Source organism: Haemophilus sp. C1, assembly GCF_001276515.1.
GTDB lineage: Bacteria > Pseudomonadota > Gammaproteobacteria > Enterobacterales > Pasteurellaceae > Haemophilus.
On the sequence record NZ_LDVZ01000006.1, the window covers coordinates 14,364 to 34,329 of the forward strand.

The following is a 19,966-nucleotide window of genomic DNA, read 5'->3' on the forward strand; positions in this document are numbered from 1 at the left end:
AGATAGGACCCAGAGTGCCGCTGCGGGCAGTAGTCCTTGAACCCGACGGTTCAAGGAAATCAGTTGATACCGTTTTCAGGTTTCTTAGCCCAATGAACGAGTCAAAGGTTAAGCCTACACACCAACGATAGGAAACCAATTTATAAGATTTAAAGTATCGGCTCAGGGACATAGCCTACTGACGAACACTCCAGGTAATTCTTATAGGTTTATACTAGCCCAAATTCTCAGTATTGACTAGCATTTATTTATCAATTTTAACGAGTTGCTTATAAAACGACAAAACGACTCTAGTTTGATCATTAATTTAACGCGGTTCTTTTGTAACGCGAATATTTTCTAATGAATGATCTAATTGTTGAATTCGAGTTCTCAATACATTTTCAATTTGAGCGGTTTTATTTTTTTCTTGGCTTAATTCAAAACTCAAATTAAGAGCCACAATAGAAAGCACGCGATCAAGCTGAATAAGGCCTGTTTTTTCTTTCATTTCGGAAACCAATATATCTAAATTACGGGCAGCTTGGCGCAATAATTCTTCTTGTTCAACGGGCACGTTTAAACGCAAGACCTGCCCCAAAACTAAAATTTCGACCAATTTTAACGACATTTGATTTCCTTAAATTAAATATTTGAGTGACTGGTATTATGCCATAGCAAAAAACGTTCGTCACAAATTTTACATTGAATCCGCCGTTCGCTCATTACCATAAATTACGCTATAATGCCCGTATTTTTCAGTTTAAAACGAGATTTTTATGGCCCAAATTGCAGCAAATCCACTTGTGCTAGTGGATGGTTCTTCTTATTTATATCGTGCATTTCATGCCTTTCCTCCTTTAACCAATGCAGCAGGTGAGCCAACGGGTGCGATGTATGGCGTTTTAAATATGTTAAAAAGCCTCATCTCACAAGTACAACCCACTCATATAGCCGTTGTTTTTGATGCAAAAGGGAAAACATTTCGTGATGAAATGTTTGAACAATATAAATCTCATCGCCCCCCAATGCCCGATGATTTACGCAAACAAATTCAACCTTTGCACGATATGATTCGCGCATTGGGAATTCCGCTTTTAGTGGTGGAAGGGGTTGAGGCAGATGATGTGATCGGCACACTCGCACTACAAGCCTCTCGTTTGGGTAAAAAAGTGCTTATTAGTACTGGCGATAAAGATATGGCACAGTTGGTGGATGACAACATTATGCTCATTAACACCATGAATAATAGCTTATTGGATCGTGAGGGTGTGATTGAAAAATACGGTATTCCACCTGAACTCATCATTGATTATCTGGCACTTATGGGCGATAGTGCAGATAACATTCCGGGTGTTGCTGGCGTTGGCGAAAAAACCGCACTTGCTTTACTGCAAGGCATCGGGAGTATGGCTGAAATTTATGCCAATCTTGAAAAAGTAGCAGAATTGCCAATTCGAGGGGCGAAAAAACTAGGCGAAAAATTATTGGCTGAAAAAACTAACGCTGATCTTTCTTATACATTGGCAACCATCAAAACGGATGTTGAACTTAACGTGACAACAGATGAATTGTTGCTTGGAGAAAGCCAAAAGGATCAGCTCATTGAATATTTTGCTCGCTACGAATTTAAACGCTGGCTTAATGAAGTAATGAATGGCTCAGATTCTATTACCCAAACCACTGAACAGCCAGTGAAAATCAATCAGTATCAGGCGACCTCACTAGATCAAAGTGCGGTAGAAAATACGCCTAAAATTCAAATCGATCGTACAAAATATGAAACCTTACTCACTCAAGCTGATTTAACGCGCTGGATTGAAAAACTCAATACAGCAAAACTCATTGCAGTGGATACTGAAACAGACAGTCTTGATTATATGTCTACTAATTTAGTGGGTATCTCTTTTGCTCTTGAAAATGGAGAAGCCGCTTATTTACCATTGCAATTGGATTATTTGAATGCGCCAAAAACACTCGAAAAATCAACCGCACTTGTGGCTATCAAACCCATTTTAGAAAATCCTAATATTCACAAAATTGGACAAAATATTAAATTTGATGAAAGTATTTTTGCTCGTCATGGCATTGAATTACAAGGTGTTGAATTTGATACGATGTTGCTTTCCTATACGCTAAATAGTACTGGTCGTCATAATATGGACGATTTAGCCAAACGTTATTTAGGTCATGAAACTATCGCATTTGAAAGTATTGCAGGAAAAGGAAAAAGCCAGCTTACGTTTAATCAAATTCCATTAGAACAAGCCACTGAATACGCAGCAGAAGATGCTGATGTGACAATGAAATTACAACAAGCACTGTGGTTGAAACTGCAAGAAGAACCAACGCTTGTTGAATTGTATAAAACAATGGAATTACCATTACTCCATGTGCTTTCTCATATGGAACGTACAGGCGTTTTGATTGATAGTGATGCCCTCTTTATACAATCTAACGAAATTGCCACAAGATTAACCGCACTTGAGGAACAAGCTTACGCATTAGCGGGTCAGCCATTTAATTTGGCCTCCACCAAACAATTACAAGAAATTTTGTTCGATAAACTTGGACTACCTATTTTACAAAAAACGCCAAAAGGTGCGCCATCAACGAATGAAGAAGTATTGGAAGAATTAGCCTATAGCCACGAATTACCAAAAATTTTGGTCGAACATCGTGGCTTGAGTAAACTCAAATCCACTTATACGGATAAACTGCCTCAAATGGTCAATTCACAAACAGGCCGAGTGCATACCTCTTATCATCAAGCGGTCACGGCAACAGGGCGTTTATCATCAAGTGATCCAAACCTACAAAATATCCCAATTCGGAATGAAGAAGGTCGTCGTATTCGACAAGCATTTATCGCGCGTGAAGGTTATTCGATTGTCGCCGCTGACTATTCTCAAATTGAGTTACGTATTATGGCGCACCTGTCAGGCGATCAAGGCTTAATTAATGCGTTCTCGCAAGGCAAGGATATTCATCGCTCCACGGCAGCTGAAATCTTTGGCATGTCATTAGATGAAGTCACCAGCGAGCAACGTCGCAATGCTAAAGCGATTAATTTCGGCTTAATTTATGGAATGTCCGCCTTTGGACTTTCACGCCAACTTGGTATTTCCCGTCCAGATGCACAAAAATACATGGATTTATATTTCCAACGCTATCCGAGTGTACAGAAATTTATGACCGATATCCGTGAAAAAGCGAAAGCACAAGGCTATGTGGAAACGTTATTTGGTCGCCGTTTATATTTACCAGATATTAATTCTAGCAATGCCATGCGTCGTAAAGGTGCAGAACGAGTAGCGATCAATGCACCAATGCAAGGCACGGCTGCGGATATTATTAAACGAGCGATGATTAAACTTGACGAAGTAATCCGCCACAATCCAGATATTGAAATGATTATGCAAGTACACGATGAATTAGTATTTGAAGTGCAGTCAGAAAAAGTTGAATTTTTCCGTGAACAAATTAAACAACACATGGAAGCCGCAGCTGAATTAGTTGTTCCATTGATTGTGGAAGTGGGTGTTGGACAAAATTGGGATGAAGCGCATTAATTGGATAGGTAATAATGAATTTAAAAAGACTTAACGAAATTGAAAAACCATTACTCCACATCGTTAAACATGATGTTGTGCCAGCCCTAGGCTGTACCGAACCAATTTCTCTTGCTCTTGCATCTGCTACAGCTGCGAAATATTTAGGCAAAACACCTGAACGCATTGAAGCAAAAGTTTCGCCTAATCTTATGAAAAATGGATTAGGTGTTGCAGTACCCGGAACTGGCATGGTTGGATTGCCCATTGCTGCGGCAATTGGTGCATTAGGCGGTAATCCAGATGGCGGTTTAGAAGTATTAAAACATATTACGCCAGAGCAAGTTAGTGCCGCTAAAACTATGCTTGAACAAAAATTAGTGAGTGTAGATATTCATCAAACTGAACATATTTTATATTCAGAATCAACATTATTTGCCGATAATGATTACGTGAAAGTAGCCATTCAAGATCAACATACCAATGTTATTTTGATCGAAAAAAATGGTGAAATACTTTTTCAAAAAATAGAGGATGAATGTGCTAATTGCGATCCCTATGAAGTCTTCAAACAAATGACTGCACGAGAGATTTTTGAATTTTCCAATGCGGTTGAATTAGAAAAAATTCGTTTTATCAGTCAAGCTGCAGAGCTTAATCGAGCGCTTTCAGATGAAGGTTTGCGAGAAAATTATGGCTTGCATATTGGCAGAATCTTGCGAAAACAAGTGGGAAGCGGTTTAATTTCTGATGATTTACTAAGCAAAATTATGATTGAAACCACCGCCGCATCAGATGCAAGAATGGGCGGGGCAACCTTACCAGCGATGAGTAATTCTGGTTCGGGCAATCAAGGAATTGCTGCAACGATGCCTGTTGTCGTTGTTGCAGATTATCTCAAGGTGAATGAGGAAAAAAGAATACGTGCACTTTTCTTATCTCACTTAATGGCCATTTATATTCATAGTAAATTGCCAAAACTCTCCGCACTTTGTGCTGTAACTACGGCATCAATGGGAAGCTGTGCAGGCATTGCTTATTTACTCACAGGCAAATTTGAAACAGCGAGTATGGGCATTTGCAGTATGATTGGCGATATTAGTGGCATCATCTGTGATGGCGCAGCCAATAGCTGTGCAATGAAAGTCTCCACCAGCGTTGCTTCAGGCTATAAATCGGTACTTATGGCAATGGATGAGACCCATGTTACTGGTAATGAAGGTATTGTCGAACATGATCTTGATCGAACTATTGATAATCTCTGCGCTATTGCATCAAAAAGTATGCAACATATCGACAGACAAGTTATTGAAATTATGGTGAGCAAGCCTTGTCCTTAATAAAAATAAAGTGCGGTAAAAAATAAAGAAATTTCAATTTCACTCGAATTTATCGTAAACAAAAGGGTTGAGTATAAATTTACACTCAACCCTTTAGAGACAATATTATTTATCGCTTTCTTTTTCGTGTGGATTGCCTTTAACACCAATATGAGAAATTTCCCCATTAGAATCAATCAAATAAGCTTGGCCAAAACCTCTTACAAAACGACCTGTTCCAAATGTAAGTTCAACTAAATCAAAATCAGTAAATTCACGAATCGTTTTAATTCCGCCCACATCATTCATAGTTTCTGCTAATTTATCTAAGACTTTTTCAACAATTTGATCTTCACGAGGAATAAAACGTGCACTAGCCTTGTAACGTAAACGAGTACGTACAATAATTGATTTCGCTTTGCTTTCATCCTCTAAAAACATCACTTCCGCTTGATTCGGATTACGTTTTAAATTGTCATAATGCTCTGCAATAGCACTGATATAAATATAATATTTTCCATCAAGCGAAATAATTGGTGCATAAGAAGACATCGGTAAGCCATCTTTATCTAAAGTAGCAAGCACACAGCTTTTAAACTCTTGACGAAATTCATCAATTTTAGCTTTGATACGATCGTAATTTGCAACTGGTTTATTTTCTACACAAAGATTGATGATCGCTTGTTTAATTGAACCAGCGTCAGCTTGTTGCGGAAATTCCACGCGTAATGTTTTGCTGCCATTATATTTAAAATCTAAACCACCAAAATCTACATTAACTAGCGTCACATCCGTAATTTCATTTTCACCACCAAATTTTTTACAAAGGGCAGCCATATCATCTTGGTGATGATCATTCATGTGAGTGATAATTCTATTGAAATCCATTTTTGTTCCTTATATTTACGATTAATCTCATTATTCTACGAATTATCTTCCGTGAGGAATAATATTGAGCATTATACTCAAGTAAAATATATTTAACATATTTTTCACAAAATAATAATATTTCAAAGAAAAAGGCCCTTACGAAATAAGGGCCCAAAAGAACTGAAATAGTATTAATTATTTACCATCAACACTCACGCCATAGAAAGCATCATAGCCAAATGGGCTTTGAACATAGCCTTTTACGCGTGGACTAAGTGGTGCAAAACCAACAGAATGTGCCACCGGAATCCAAGGTGCTTGATTATGAATGATAACTTGCGCTTGTTTATAAAGTGCGGTGCGTTCTTCCTTATTTGTTAATCCGATTGCTTTATCTAGTAATGCATCAAATTCTGGATTTTTAAAACGAGCCATATTGGAATTACCCGCGTTTGAACTTGCCAATAATGGAGATAAGAAGTTATCAGGATCACCATTATCACCAGACCAACCAAAGATACCAGCAGTTAATTCACCCGCTTTCGCACGTTTTTGGTAATCCGCCCATTCATAGGTAACTGGGTTAGTTTTTACACCAACTTTAGCCCAGTCCGCCATGATAAGTTCAGCCATACGTTTTGGATTTGGGTTAGAGGCACGAACAACAGGTTGAATCCAAAAATCAGTTTCAAAACCATTTGGGTAACCTGCTTCAGCTAAAAGTTGTTTTGCTTTTTCTGGATCATACGGATAATCTTGAACTTCATCGTTGTAACTCCAAATTGTTGGAGGAAGTGGATTTTTAGCTGGTGTACCTGCTCCTTGGTAAACCGCTTCAATAATCGATTTTTTATCCACTGCATAATTCAACGCCTGACGAACTTTGACATTATCAAATGGTGCTTTTTCGGTATTGAATGCGATATACGCCACGTTCAAACCTTTTTGTTCCAAAAGTTGTACTTTTGGATCTGTTTTCATTTTTGCTAAATCCGCTACATTCGGGAATAAAATTAAATCACAAGATCCCGCCTGTAATTTTGCATAACGTGTTGTCGCATCTGGCACAATATTGATAACTAAACGATCCAATGGCGTTCTACCCTTCCAATAGTTTTCGTTTGCTACATATTGAGCAGCTTGATCCGTTTTATAATCAACAAAAACAAACGGCCCCGTTCCCACTGGGCGATTATCAATTGTTTCTGGCTTACCTGCTTTCAGCATTGCATCCGCATATTCTGCGGAATAAATAGAAATAAAATCCATACCAAGACTAGCCAAGAAAGTCGCATCTTTCTTGTTCAAGGTAATACGAATTGTATTGTCATCTAGTTTTTCCACTGATTTTAACAATTCAGGGAATTTCATTGCTTTGAAATATGGATAAGTCCCCTTAGATACATTGTGATATGGATGATTTGGATCTAACTGACGTTGGAATGAAAATACAACATCATCTGCATTAAAATCACGTGTTGGGGTAAATTCTTTTGTTGTATGGAATTTAACACCTTTTCTTAGATGAAATGTGTAAGTTAAACCATCATCGCTAATTTCCCAGCTTTCAGCTAAGGCTGGTTCAATATCTGTTGAGCCTTTTTTAAATTCAACTAAGCGGTTATACACTTGTTGCGAGCTTGCATTATAAGATGTCCCCTCCATTACAAGCGCAGGGCTAAATCCTAAAGGTGCTTTTGCTGTACAGTAAACGAAAGTGTTGTTAGATGCTGATTTAGTTTCGGCTTGTGCGGTCGGTTTATTTGCTGAGCCTGATTGATCGCAAGCTGCTAATACAAGCGTCGCAGCTGCAAGAGTTAGTGTTGCTTTTAGCTTCATGATAGTTCCTCACTTTGTTGGCAGAAATTTATGCGAGCATAGTGATATAACCAATATGCTAGATAAATCCTATCTAAAATAAATGTTTAATAAGATATAAGCAAATGTCGTTTTTTTTAAATAAAAAAATTCTATGGATTATAACAAATTAATCTAAGGATTCTTCCGTAAATGATCGCCATCATTTTTATGTAATTTCATAAGTGACCAAACTAAAGCGATTACAAAAACTGATGAGGTTAAGAAAGTATAGCTAAATGCCTGTTGTAAACCATCACTTACGCTAAAGAAATGTCTATAAAGATTTAGAATTATCGATGAAATAGCAATACCAAATCCAATCCCAACTTGCTGCACAATACTTAATACTGTAGAACCTGTGCCTGCCTGTTGTTTTGAAAGATCGCCTACAGTCAACGTATTGATTGAAGTGAAAATTATCGACATACAAGCACCGTACCACATAAGATTACAAATAATCCAAGTCAGAGAACTTTGTTTATCCAACCAAGCCATGGAAATCACAGATCCCGCCATCAAAAGTGCGGATGAAATTAACGTTGTTTTATAGCCCCAACGATTTAAAATTCGTCCAATTAATATTTTCAAAATCACAGAAATGAGCGCAATCGGAGCTAATAGCCAGCCTGACATTTCAGCACTGTAACCAAAAGATAATTGGAACATCAAAGGCAATAAAAAAGGAACACCAGATGCAGATAATCGGATAAAAATATTGGCAATAATGCCTAATCTAAATGTACGAGTGCGGAAAAGGGATAAAGGTAAAATGGTATCTTCATTGTTTTTGGCATAACTATAATAAGCCCCGAGTAACAGAACACCAACAACTAACACGCTATAGGTTGTAATTGCACTATGCTGGCTTTCACCGAGCAAATCCAAACCAAGCGTGATGCCAACTAACCCCAATGCAAAGAGTAAAAAACCTGTCCAATCTAGTTTCTCTGCTTCTCCTTTGATGTTACTCATCACGCTGCCCGATGCCAAAATCCCTAGTGCACCAATTGGAATATTGATTAAAAAAATCCAGTGCCAACTGGCGTGAATGACTAACCATCCACCTAAAATAGGCCCTAGTATTGGCCCAATCAAACCTGCAGTTGCCATTAAATTCCAAGCATTCACTAATTGTTGTTTCGGGACAGCTTGAATAATAGCTAAACGCGCCACCGGCATCATAAAGGCACCGCCTAGCCCCTGAATTACTCGGGCTAAGATTAAACTTTCTAAATTAGGCGCAGCAGCACAAGCGATAGATCCTAAAATAAACGTAAAAACTGCACTACGAAAAACGCTCAATGTCCCAAATTTTGCAGCCGCCCAAGCGGTAAGAGGAATAAATAATGCAACGGCTAAAGAATAAGCAATAATCGCCAGTTGCATTTCAAAGGCGGGTTTATGTAAATCGGAAGATATCGCAGGTAAAGCTGTATTTAGAATGGTGGCATCGAGGCTTTGCATAAAAAGCGCCATTGCCGCTACCCAAGCTAAACCGCGATAGGCATTGGATTCAGTCATCGTGCTCCGTGAAAATGGTGCAACCAATTTTCAATAAAATCGGCAATTTGCGGAATGCGGTTAATATCAAACAAAGTGCGGTCAATTTCAAGGGGATAATTCGTTGCAACTGCGAGCACATATTCGTCAATTTCGGGTAAAGGTTTTGTCATTTCCTGACGATGGAGCAAAATTTTTGGAATTGGCTCTTGTTTAAAGCCTTCTACCAACACTAAATCCGTTAAAGTGCGATCAAATTGTTGTGCTAAATAATCCAATGAAACAGGTTTTAGCGTTTCCGTCATAATCGCCCAGCGTTCATCATTCGCTAAAATGACTTGAGAGGAACCTGCCTCTTTCATACGCCAACTATCTTTTCCTTCTTTATCAACTTGCATATTGTGATGGCTATGTTTAATCACTGAAACGCGAATGTGACGAGCAATAAGTTCTGGGATAAGTTTTTCTAATAATGTTGTTTTACCACTACCGCTATAACCGGTAATTCCAAGTAAAGGAATCTGATTGTTCATAAAAATAACCTTAAAAATCACCGCACTTTAGATACGGAAAACCCCGAAAGATCGGGGTTAATAAATTAAGAATGTTTTGCTGCGTAAGTTGCAAAAATAAAAGCAGCAATGGATATGAGAGCAAGAATGCCAAGACCAATTGTAAACCACATATTATTTCTTCTCCGATAGTTGACGAAAAATACGCCCAACAGCTAGGCAAAAGTAAGTGACAACAAGTAAGGAAGCAATATTCAATACTTTCAATAAAAAAACCGTTTCTCCGTAAAGTATAACAGGCATTGCTAGAATAGCAACTTTTGCCACATCATCACTAAGTTTTGACCAAGCCTCTAAAGAGCTTTTCTCAATGGGTAATTTAAATAAATTCAGCATAGTTTCTCCGATGAATAAAAGAGAAATTTTGCTGAAATAGAAAGGGAATTTCCCAACTCGCTTTATAGTTTGCGATCTAGATCGCAGCAATAATAAAAAGCAAGTAAAAAACTCAAGATAATACGCGCAATAAAACAGGCTGAAATTCTGTTTGTTGTCCTAATTTTCTACTATAAGATTTTACAAAAATGAAAGAAAGTGCGGTTAATCCAAAGATTAAAATTGCACGCAGGATTTCATTATCGCTGATGTAATCAGATAACATAGTCGCAATCAATAGGGTCAAAAGCGGTACAACATACATCAATAATGCCGACAACAACATCGACTTTTCTTCTAATCCAATTTCAACAATTTGACCTTCGCGTAATGGCATTAATGTTTCCACATTAAAAATATGCTCGCCACGTTTGCCGTTTAATTCGGAAAGACTTGATGTTCCACAACTGTTTTTAGCCGCGCATTGGCCACAGGCACTTTGAGATTGGCATTTCACTTTGGCAATGCCATTTTCATAGCTAATAACAACCGCGCTTTCTCTTAGCATTATGATGCTCCCATATAAATATCAAAGCGATGATTTTTCGTTTCACGGCTAAAGTGCGGTTGTTTTCCACAAAGAAATTCCGCATAGTCAGGACGCTTCACGACCACACGTTTTTTAGCAAGTTGTAATGCAGGTAAAAGCAATTCATCGGCATCTAAATCAGCCCCGACTAAATGCTGGAATACACGCATTTCTTTTTTTACTAGTGCAGATTTTTGTTTATGCGGGTACATTGGATCTAGATAAACCACATCGGCATAATCGGTATTAGGATCAAGTTTATTAATATGCTGAACATTCAGCAAGCGCAAATTTTGTTGCAACATTTCGCCGATTTCTTCATCTTGATAAGCACGATTTAAACCATCTTGTAGAAGTAAAAAAACAACAGGATGACGTTCCACTAAACGCACTTGGCAGCCAATAGAGGCTAGCACAAAGGCATCACGCCCTAAACCTGCTGTTGCATCAATAACCGTTGGCAATTCCGAACCTTTAATCCCTACCGCTTTCGCTACAGCTTCACCGCGACCACCACCAAATTTACGACGGTGAGCCATTGTGCCTCCTACAAAATCAACATAAACCGCCCCGAGTTTAGGTTCGTCTAGTTTACGAAGTTCTAAACGTTCATCGGTTTGAACAAGTGCAAGTGGGCTTTGTTCATTATGAATAATATGATGTTCAGCACAAAGTGCGGTCAATTCTGCTAATGTTTTTTCTGAAGATTCAGAAATCAGCTGAATACCTACTTGCGAATGAGCCATACGCCGCTTTCCATGTGGTTAGTGTAAGGGAATTGGTCAAATAACGCCGCTTTTTTAATGCTATGTGTTTTTGACAGTTCAACAAGATTATCGCACAGCGTATGTGGATTACAGGAAATATACAAAATGCGATCGTAATTTTGTACAAGTTTCACTGTATCAGGATCAAGCCCTGCGCGAGGTGGATCGACAAAAATGGTATTACATTCGTAAGATTTCAAATCAATCCCTTTCAAGCGGTTAAAGGCTCTAACCCCATTCATTGCCTGTGTAAATTCCTCTGCCGACATGCGGATAATTTGTAAATTATCGACTTTATTTTCAGTGATATTAAACTGTGCGGCTGCCACCGATGGTTTAGCAATTTCTGTTGCCAATACTTTACGGAAATTTTGAGCAAGTGCGATAGAAAAATTACCATTACCGCAGTAAAGTTCTAACAAATCCCCTTCGCTATTTTGAGTACAATCAATTGCCCATTCAAGCATTTTGCAGTTTACCGTTGCGTTTGGCTGGGTAAAACTATTCTCGACTTGGCGATAGACATAATTTCTACCATTCACAGGTAAAATTTCATCCACATAATCTTGCTCAAAACAAATTTTTTGTTTACTTGCACGCCCGATTATTTGCACATCAAAACCTTGCTTTTCGAGTAAATCTTTCAGATTTTTAGCAGCACTTTCCCATTCTTCAGTGAGTGTTTTATGATAAAGCAAGCTCACAATAATCTTATTACTCAAAGTGCTAAGGTAATCAATTTGGAATAATTTTTTATGTAGCACCTCTTGTTGTTTTAACAAAGGTAATAAGGTTTGCATCATTTGATTAATCAGCGTGCTAGCGATTGGAAATTCATCTACGCGATAACGCTGTAGCGTCGCTTGATCAAACATAATATGGTAAAAATCATCTTGCTCGTGCCAAATACGAAATTCCGCACGCATGCGATAATGACTTGTTGGAGAGTCAAAAACTTGAATATTAGACGCATTGAAAGGGCGTAAAAGTGCGGTTAATTTTTCAAATTTTTTTTGTAGCAGTTCGTTGTATTGAGAAATCGGTAATTGCATAGAAATTAGTATTCATAGGATGTATGAAGACGGATCTTTCATACAAAGATAGGAGAATAAAGTTATCAGCCGTGAATTACGCATGATTTCACAAGCTATTCAAAAACAAAAGGCAGACTTCCGCCTGCCTTATTTAATGTATCTTATTCGCCGGAATAATCATCTCCGCTAGAAGCAGCTTCACTCACATCACCAGATAAGGTGTAAACACGTTTTTTAGTGTTAATACGAGAGCGATATTTATTCCAAGTTTTTTCAAAGAAAGTTTCTGCTGCACGCTCGCCACGGCAAAAAGCGACGAAATCTTTTTCTTCTTTAGTCGATGGCTCACGTTCCCCTAAATCCAATGCTTTGAACGCTTGACCATATTGCTCAAGCACCTGTGATTCTTTGATTGTGTAATCACCGTGACGGGAAAAACCACGTGGGTAGTTTTTGTCGTCAAAGAAACGACGCGTTACGCTAAAACTTGCAGCCATAATATTCTCTCTTCTTTCATTAATATTTACAAAATAGGGCAGGCATTAAACCAATTTTTCGTTATTTTTGCAATAAACCTTTTACGGTTTGCACATAATCTTTCACGAAATCATCATAATTTAAACCTTCAGGGTTTACACGGAATTTACCATTGACATAAAAATCAGGTACGCCATGCACTTTAAATTGTTCTGCGGCATTTACTTGTTTATTAACTAAACCATTTACTGCAAAACTATTAATGCCACCATCAAATTGCTCGGCAGTTACACCATTCGATAAGAAAATAGCTCGAATATCATCCATTGATTTCAAAGCATCTTTTTGAGCCGCTTCAAATAATGGTGCCTTTACTTTACCTTCTGCGCCTAATGCCATTGCTAACGCCCAAGCGCGCGTTAAGTTTTCAGATTGACGACCTAAGAAATTTACATGATATTGTTTAAATTTCACATCTTTTGGTAAAGCATCTTCGACTTGCTGTGGAATTTTGTATTCCATTTCAAAGGCGTAACAATGCGGGCAGTAGAATGAGAAAAACTCAATCACTTCTTTTTGTTGTGAAGCCTGTTGGCTCACTTGAACATATTGTTTGCCTTCTTGTAAATCTGTGGCAAAACTATTTACAGACATAAGCGTGCTAACACCTAAACCTAACGCAAGTAATACTTTTTTCATTTGCTTTCCTTCTTATTTAATGATACCGCGAGCACGGAGCAATGCGGTTTTAAAATCTTCTTCGTAATCTTTTTTGAGACCTGGAATTGGCTCATGTTTATCTGTACCATCCATTTTTAACTGATAAATAATCACTTCATCAGTTAATTCATTTAATGGCTTTTGGAAACCTGATTCATTGGCAATTTTTTGCAAAATTTCCATTAAGCTCAAATCTGGGTCTTTAGACCAATAAGGCTGTAAAAGTTCCAAAACTTCATTTAAACGCTTACATTTCATTGCTATTTCCTTTTTAATCGTAAAAAATAGGCAAATGATACTTGAAATAACGATAGATTAAAATATGACAATTACAATAAGCGCGGTAATTTTGGCAGGTGGCAAAGCACGCAGAATGGGCGGGCAAGATAAAGGATTACAGATTTTAGGTAAACAATCTTTAATTCAACATGTTATTCATCGCTTGCAACTACAAGCTCATGATATTTCGATTAACGCTAACCGAAATCAAACAGAATATGCAAAATTTGGCTTTCCTGTTTTTTCCGATGAACTATCCGATTTTCAAGGGCCATTGAGCGGCATGCTAACAGCCCTAGAAAAGACAAAAAGTGACTTCATCCTTTTTACACCTTGTGATACGCCTTTTTTCCCTACGAATCTTTTAGATAAACTCAAAAGTGCGGTTAAAAATCACCGCACTTTAATTGCGTATGCTTGCGATGAAGAACGTGAACATCCCGTTTTTTGTTTGATGTCCATTCAGCTAAAAGAAAAATTACGACACTATTTAGCATCGGGTGAACGACGCCTTTTACAGTTTATGCAAGAAAATAGTGGGATTTCTGTAAAATTTACGAAAGAAGAAGGCAACTTTGAGAATTTTAATACGCTGGATGATTTAAAGAAAACAGTAATCTAATTGATAACTAGCAAAAGTGTGGTTTATTTTTATTATTTACGGGCTCCAAATATCGCAATCAATTCTTTCACTTTTACGCGTTTTTCTGAATTCTGACTAATAGAACGTTGGACTTTTACCCGTTTAAATTTTGCACCGTTATAAATTTCACGCGTAAATTTAGTATCGTGATTAGAGATCAATATCGGAATTTGTTTTTCTTTTTGTATAGATTTGACTAAATCAGCCAAAGCGCGTTGCTGCATCAGACCAAACTCATTGCCCGCATAACCAGTAAAATTAGTATCCTGTTGTAGCGGAGCATAAGGAGGATCACAATAAATCACCGAATCCTTATCGGCAAATTCAAAAGTCTTTTGAAAATCACAGCATAAAAACACCGCACTTTGCGCTTTATGAGCGAAATAACGTAATTCATCTTCTGGAAAATAATGAGTTTTGTAAGCCCCAAAAGGCACATTAAATTCATTCTTGCTGTTGTAACGGCATAATCCGTTAAAACCAAAACGGTTCAGATACAAAAAAATAATCGAACGTTCAAAAGGATCCATAGATGTATTGAATTGACGACGTTTAGCATAGTAATAATCGGGTGTATTTGCATCATCAGCAAAGAAAATCGGCTTACAAGCTTCAATATAACCATCTACATTTTCTTTAACAATATTGAATAGATTGATTAAATCTGGGTTGATATCTGCCAAAATATAGCGTTCAAAATTAGAATTAAGAAATACTGCTCCAGCGCCCACAAATGGCTCAATTAAGCAGCTTTTTTTGTTTGGAAAGGCTTTGTTTATATCGTCCGTTAAGCGAAATTTTCCCCCCGCCCATTTTAAGAATGGACGGTGTTTTAACTTAGGTTTTAAAGATTGTTTTTTCGGACGTAACATCTTAATCCGTTTGAGTACAACGACGAATTGCGTTTAATATGAGGGTATGATCGGTATCATTTGCCACATAAGCTTGACCTAGAGATTTGAGTAGCACCAGACGCAATTTACCCGCTAGAACTTTTTTATCACGCATCATATGCGGTAAATAGTCCTCCGACTGTATCGTATCCGGTGATACGGTGGGCAAATTGGCACGAGCAAGTAATTTTTCAAGGCGAGACACATCTGCAATAGAAATATCTCCAAGTTCTTCCGAAAGCGCCGCTGCCATCATCATTCCTGTCGAAACAGCTTCACCATGAAGCCAGTTTCCATAACCTAAGTGAGTTTCAATGGCATGACCAAAAGTATGCCCAAGATTAAGCAATGCACGATCGCCCTTTTCTGTTTCATCTCTTGCGACTACATCTGCTTTAATTTGGCAACAACGCGAAATACAATGTTGAAGTGCTTCAGGATGCAAAGCAACAAGTTCATCAATATGTTGTTCTAGCCATTGAAAAAATTCGTAATCTAAAATGGCACCGTATTTGATAACCTCGGCAAGACCCGCGTTTACTTCACGTTTAGGAAGCGTATTAAGCGTGAGCGTATCAATAATAACCATTGATGGCTGATAGAACGCGCCAATCATATTTTTGCCTAATTCATGATTGACCGCCGTTTTACCGCCCACTGAAGAATCCACTTGGGAAAGTAATGTTGTTGGAATTTGAATTAAACGCACGCCACGTTGATAACTTGCTGCAGCAAACCCTGCAACATCGCCAATTACGCCACCGCCCAATGCAATAATCGTGGTATCTCGTCCATGATTACCTTGTAAAAGTGCGGTGAAAATTAAGTTTAAAGATTCAAGCGTTTTGTATTTTTCGCCATCTGGCAATAAAACATGATCGACCACACAGCCACGTTTTTCTAACGCATAGATGACTGTATCAAGATAAAACTGTGCGACCGTGGGATTCGTTACAATCATCACGCGATCCCCACGTTTAATCGGGTAACTACGTTCATCTTGTAACAATCCGCTACCAATTAAAATAGGATAGCGACGCTCTTGCAATTCCACGTTGACGCACAGCATAATTTATCCTTAGGTGTGTTTAAAGTGCACCATTCAATCCATTCATATTATCAATTAAATCAACAATTTGATTTACCATTACTTTGGCATTTTGCTCATCGGTTGGCAAAGTGATGTCCGCAATTTCTTCATAAAGCGGATTGCGAATTTTTGCTAAATCTTCCAATACTTGACGAGGATTCTCTGCATCTTGGAGCAATGGACGTTTTTTATCACGTTGAGTACGTTGGAATTGTTTTTCCACCGTTGTTTCTAAATAAATCACGATACCGCGTGCAGATAAATAATTACGACTCTCTTTAGAAAGCACTGCGCCACCACCAGTTGAAAGTACAATGCCTTGCATTTGAGTAAGCTCATTAATAATGCGTTCTTCACGCTTACGGAAGCCTTCTTCACCTTCCAAATCAAAAATCCAGCTAATGTCCGCGCCCGTACGCTCTTCAATCACGGCATCGGAATCAATAAAATCCATATTGAGCTGTTGTGCTAATTGACGACCGATAGTGCTTTTACCTGCACCCATTGGCCCCACTAAAAAAATATTACGTTTTTCCGCCATTGTTCTTTTCTAATTAAATTAAAGGTGAAATAAAAATTTGATCTTTCTAACAAAAATACACAGTCTAAAACAAATTTGACTACTTGAAAGATCCCCCCAAAAATGGCCTAGATTATCGCAATAAACCACCCTATTTTTCAACCTTTCTAGGGAATTTATTTTCCACGAGAAAGCATTAAGGTGTGGAATAATCAAGATTCTCAATCATCTATGGCATCTTAAAGCAGCAAACTCATAACAAAAATAGCGCGTTAAATACGCGCTATTTTTAGTCTATTTTTCAATTTTATTTTTTAGGTAACGCATCAGTCGAAGCATTAAATTTCACGTTTGATGAAGTGTAAGCCTCAAAGTGCGGATGTTTTTTCATAAATTTTATGAAACTTTCTGCATCAGGTAAGTAGGTATCAACGCCCTCATATTTTGGATCGTTAAATAATTTACCAAAGGTTTTGTAACCGTCTTTACCGCCTGCAACATAAGCATTCGTTCCGACAAGATAACGTTTGTTATCATCAATTGGTTCCCATTGTTGGGTTTGTTTATTCAATACTTCCACACTCACTAAACGTTTACCCTCCGCATTTGGTGTTTCATTCGCTTCATAGCGAATACCCGCACCATAAGGGAATGCACCAGTTGAACCATCAACTAAAGCAAACTGCATTGCATCTTCAAGCACTTGTTTCACTAACGAACCTTCCATTTTATAGGTATATAAGGTATTCCCGAAAGGCAAGAAAGTATAAGCATCATTAAAGGTCACGTTGCCCGGTAAAATATCTGCGCGTACACCGCCCGCATTTTGAATAGTTAAATCCACTGTTTTGAGTTCGTTATACATTGTTTCTGCAATAAAACGTGTTGCAATAGAACCCTCTGGATTTGAACCTGCTTTATTTGGGATACGATTTGCTGAACCACCAGGCATTGTAGAACCAGTGATGACACCCACAATTTCTTGTGCTAAACGATCTTTTTCACTTTTATATTTAGCAATAATCTTATCGGTTTTTGCATCGTGATCATCAAGTGAAATACTTTTCATTGATTTTAAAGTATCAAGTGCTTTTTTACGTTCATCGCCAGCTAATTCAGCCCATTTACCTTCCGAATTTTTCACTTGAAGTTTATGAGAACTCATTAATACGTGAGGAATTTTACGAGTAATAGACGCAATACCTTCAGGACTGAATTTAACACCTAAGTCACCCACCACAGCAGAATAAGCCCAGCCTTCCATTACAAATACTGGTTCTCCATTCGGATTTTTAAATTCAAGTGGATATTCATAGATTACTGGCAATTTTAAACCACGTAATTCATCATTTCCGTATAAATAATGTGAATCGCCAGTAACGATCACATCAATATCATTCACTTTTTGAGCAATTTCGATATTTTTTTCACTTCCAGCGTGTGAAAGTAAAATGATTTTATTAATACCTTGTTGTTTTAGCGCATTTGCCATAATTTGTGCGGTAGCAATTTCATCATAGAACTTCACATCCTTACCAGGAGAAGAGGAATTCACCGTTTTATTCACGGTATCTAAACCGATAATGGCAATTTTTTCTCCATCCACTGTGAAAATATCGTAAGGTTTCCATTTGTTATACAAAATTGAACTTTTATCAGGAATCACATTAGCTGAAAGCACAGGGATTTTTAATGGCTCAAGCAGTTTTAATAACCCTTCATTGCCTGCGTCAAATTCATGATTACCTAAAGTAAAATAATGGAAATTACCTGCATTCATCACAGCTGCATCTGCAGAACCGCCAAATAGCGTAAAGTAAAGCGTACCAGTAATGGCATCGCCTGCATGCAGTACTAATGGATTTTTGTATTTTTTACGCAATTCGTTAAGTTTTGCATTGACAGCAGAAAAACCACCAATATCCACTTTAGTTTGCTGACCATTTAAATTAATCCGTGTTTCGTGCGGTTCTAAATAAGAATGGTGATCATTGATGTGCAAAATACTTAATTCCACAGCTTTGTGAGCTTGTGGTGCCTCTTTGGCAAGAGCTGCACTAGTGAAAAGCATCGCGAATGCACTGAGTGCAAAGGTAGCTGATTTTTTGGATAAAAGCATAAAAACTCCTGTTGGTAAGGGATTAATTTAAACCTTCTAGCATTGCTTGAAAGGTTTTGTAACGAATTGCATCATTATTGTGCTGTAAATTTTCTCGAGGTTGATCTAAATACGAAAAATCATCAACTTCCACACCTTTAAATTGGCGATTGAACATCATATTTGCTAAAGCAAGGCGTGGCTTAATTTCAGAAGAAGGAGTAATCAAACTGACACGATTTTCAGTAATCGGAAAAATAGTCTGATTCGGAAAATCTTGACGTATTTGTTCAATAATTTTTTGAAATATACCTTTGGCATTCAAAGACAATAATATAATTTGATCTGCTTTTGCTCCCCGCTCCATTAAAGCCTGAACAAATTGCTCTGAATTACCTGTTTGACGAATATAAATTTTTGCCTGCTCATTTGCTAAAAAAGACACCAGTAAGTTTTTCTTCATTTCCTGAATTAAATTAGCATCGCCAGTATTTATCGGCTCAAAATATAAATAATCAAGAAATTTAGGAGTGAGATTTTTATCTGTTTTAAAAATGCGAGTGAGGATTTTTTCGCTTATTTGAATCTGATTATCAAGAAATTGGGGAGGTAAAGAAAAAAGAGCGGTCAGTTTTTTTTGTAAATTTGTAATTTGTTGTTTGTCTTGTTTAGCCAAAGCCATTGAAAATTGTTGCTTCAAAGCCTCAGCTGATTTAGTGGATATTGATTGATGAGAAGATGGACTAGCTATTACACCTTGTTGAACACCAATAGATGATGCTAATCCAATTAACACAGAATGAAAACCAATTTTCATAATAAACCTCATTTAACTGATATTTTATCAAGCTAAAATACCGCTATACGCGTAAACTTGACTTAAAACGGCT

General features: G+C 37.6%; 20 protein-coding genes and 1 other RNA gene. 3 read left to right on the forward strand and 18 right to left on the reverse strand.

The genetic code is table 11. The features are described 5' to 3' along the window. Window positions 1-2: 2 nt before the first annotated feature. Together ssrS and ABW51_RS03515 are read right to left on the reverse strand one after the other, a co-directional pair. A non-coding RNA gene (gene ssrS, locus ABW51_RS09750) (6S RNA) lies at window positions 3-200 on the reverse strand. A gap of 107 nt (window positions 201-307) precedes the next feature. Further along, the gene (locus ABW51_RS03515) at window positions 308-610 is read right to left on the reverse strand and encodes a cell division protein ZapA (protein ID WP_021035596.1); all 303 of its coding nucleotides are present in this window, start codon (window positions 608-610) and stop codon (window positions 308-310) included. A gap of 148 nt (window positions 611-758) precedes the next feature. Here ABW51_RS03515 and polA point away from each other — a divergent pair, with 148 nt between their 5' ends. Together polA and ABW51_RS03525 are read left to right on the forward strand one after the other, a co-directional pair. After that, complete coding sequence (gene polA, locus ABW51_RS03520) at window positions 759-3,551, forward strand: DNA polymerase I (RefSeq protein ID WP_053465590.1); 2,793 nt, start codon at window positions 759-761, stop codon at window positions 3,549-3,551. A 14-nt stretch (window positions 3,552-3,565) separates the two neighbouring features. Beyond that, complete coding sequence (locus ABW51_RS03525) at window positions 3,566-4,870, forward strand: L-cysteine desulfidase family protein (protein ID WP_053465591.1); 1,305 nt, start codon at window positions 3,566-3,568, stop codon at window positions 4,868-4,870. Between the two features lie 105 nt (window positions 4,871-4,975). On the opposite strand, the gene ABW51_RS03530 is transcribed toward ABW51_RS03525, so the two are convergent. The 11 genes from ABW51_RS03530 to ABW51_RS03580 all read right to left on the reverse strand — a co-directional run bounded on the left by ABW51_RS03530 (window position 4,976) and on the right by ABW51_RS03580 (window position 13,811). Further along, on the reverse strand, window positions 4,976-5,737 hold the full coding sequence (locus tag ABW51_RS03530) for a HugZ family heme oxygenase (RefSeq protein ID WP_053465592.1): 762 nt from the start codon (window positions 5,735-5,737) through the stop codon (window positions 4,976-4,978). A gap of 177 nt (window positions 5,738-5,914) precedes the next feature. Further along, a complete protein-coding gene (locus ABW51_RS03535; protein WP_053465593.1) occupies window positions 5,915-7,558 on the reverse strand; it encodes an ABC transporter substrate-binding protein in 1,644 nt (547 codons plus the stop codon). 153 nt (window positions 7,559-7,711) lie between these two features. Continuing rightward, window positions 7,712-9,100 carry an MDR family MFS transporter gene (locus tag ABW51_RS03540; RefSeq protein ID WP_053465594.1) on the reverse strand — a complete coding sequence of 463 codons (1,389 nt, stop codon included), beginning with the start codon at window positions 9,098-9,100 and terminating at the stop codon, window positions 7,712-7,714. Next, the gene (gene mobB / locus ABW51_RS03545; RefSeq protein WP_053465595.1) at window positions 9,097-9,612 is read right to left on the reverse strand and encodes a molybdopterin-guanine dinucleotide biosynthesis protein MobB; all 516 of its coding nucleotides are present in this window, start codon (window positions 9,610-9,612) and stop codon (window positions 9,097-9,099) included. Before mobB ends, ABW51_RS03540 begins: the two co-directional genes overlap by 4 nt. 153 nt (window positions 9,613-9,765) lie before the next feature. Further along, window positions 9,766-9,987: a hypothetical protein gene (locus ABW51_RS03550; protein ID WP_053465596.1), complete on the reverse strand. Its 222-nt coding sequence runs from the start codon at window positions 9,985-9,987 to the stop codon at window positions 9,766-9,768. 112 nt (window positions 9,988-10,099) lie between these two features. Continuing rightward, complete coding sequence (locus ABW51_RS03555; protein ID WP_053465597.1) at window positions 10,100-10,534, reverse strand: SoxR reducing system RseC family protein; 435 nt, start codon at window positions 10,532-10,534, stop codon at window positions 10,100-10,102. After that, window positions 10,534-11,301, reverse strand: coding sequence for a class I SAM-dependent methyltransferase (locus tag ABW51_RS03560; protein ID WP_053465598.1), 768 nt, complete (start codon window positions 11,299-11,301; stop codon window positions 10,534-10,536). Before ABW51_RS03560 ends, ABW51_RS03555 begins: the two co-directional genes overlap by 1 nt. Further along, the gene (trmA, locus tag ABW51_RS03565) at window positions 11,283-12,374 is read right to left on the reverse strand and encodes a tRNA (uridine(54)-C5)-methyltransferase TrmA (RefSeq protein ID WP_053465599.1); all 1,092 of its coding nucleotides are present in this window, start codon (window positions 12,372-12,374) and stop codon (window positions 11,283-11,285) included. The genes ABW51_RS03560 and trmA overlap by 19 nt, the downstream gene beginning before the upstream one ends. Window positions 12,375-12,517: 143 nt before the next feature. Beyond that, entirely contained in the window at window positions 12,518-12,853 is a 336-nt protein-coding gene (locus ABW51_RS03570) for a DUF413 domain-containing protein (RefSeq protein ID WP_053465600.1), read from the reverse strand. A gap of 61 nt (window positions 12,854-12,914) precedes the next feature. Continuing rightward, window positions 12,915-13,532, reverse strand: coding sequence for a thiol:disulfide interchange protein DsbA (gene dsbA / locus ABW51_RS03575; protein ID WP_053465601.1), 618 nt, complete (start codon window positions 13,530-13,532; stop codon window positions 12,915-12,917). Between the two features lie 12 nt (window positions 13,533-13,544). After that, window positions 13,545-13,811, reverse strand: a complete 267-nt coding sequence (locus tag ABW51_RS03580) for a YihD family protein (protein ID WP_005631120.1) — start codon at window positions 13,809-13,811, stop codon at window positions 13,545-13,547. A 64-nt stretch (window positions 13,812-13,875) separates the two neighbouring features. On the opposite strand from ABW51_RS03580, the gene mobA reads away from it, so the two are divergent. Further along, window positions 13,876-14,454 (forward strand): molybdenum cofactor guanylyltransferase MobA, encoded by a 579-nt coding sequence (gene mobA, locus ABW51_RS03585; protein ID WP_053465602.1) that lies wholly within the window; start codon window positions 13,876-13,878, stop codon window positions 14,452-14,454. A 32-nt stretch (window positions 14,455-14,486) separates the two neighbouring features. Here the strand turns inward: mobA and ABW51_RS03590 are convergent, their stop codons facing one another. The 5 genes from ABW51_RS03590 to ABW51_RS03610 form a co-directional block, all read right to left on the reverse strand. Continuing rightward, on the reverse strand, window positions 14,487-15,347 hold the full coding sequence (locus ABW51_RS03590) for a Dam family site-specific DNA-(adenine-N6)-methyltransferase (protein ID WP_053465603.1): 861 nt from the start codon (window positions 15,345-15,347) through the stop codon (window positions 14,487-14,489). Window position 15,348: 1 nt separating this feature from the next. Further along, window positions 15,349-16,437, reverse strand: coding sequence for a 3-dehydroquinate synthase (gene aroB, locus ABW51_RS03595; protein WP_053465604.1), 1,089 nt, complete (start codon window positions 16,435-16,437; stop codon window positions 15,349-15,351). A gap of 19 nt (window positions 16,438-16,456) precedes the next feature. Then, a complete protein-coding gene (aroK, locus tag ABW51_RS03600; protein WP_005626436.1) occupies window positions 16,457-16,999 on the reverse strand; it encodes a shikimate kinase AroK in 543 nt (180 codons plus the stop codon). A gap of 286 nt (window positions 17,000-17,285) precedes the next feature. Then, window positions 17,286-19,097, reverse strand: a complete 1,812-nt coding sequence (gene nadN, locus ABW51_RS03605) for an NAD nucleotidase (RefSeq protein ID WP_053465605.1) — start codon at window positions 19,095-19,097, stop codon at window positions 17,286-17,288. Between the two features lie 22 nt (window positions 19,098-19,119). Next, window positions 19,120-19,893 (reverse strand): hypothetical protein, encoded by a 774-nt coding sequence (locus ABW51_RS03610; protein WP_053465606.1) that lies wholly within the window; start codon window positions 19,891-19,893, stop codon window positions 19,120-19,122. Between the last annotated feature and the right edge of the window lie 73 nt (window positions 19,894-19,966).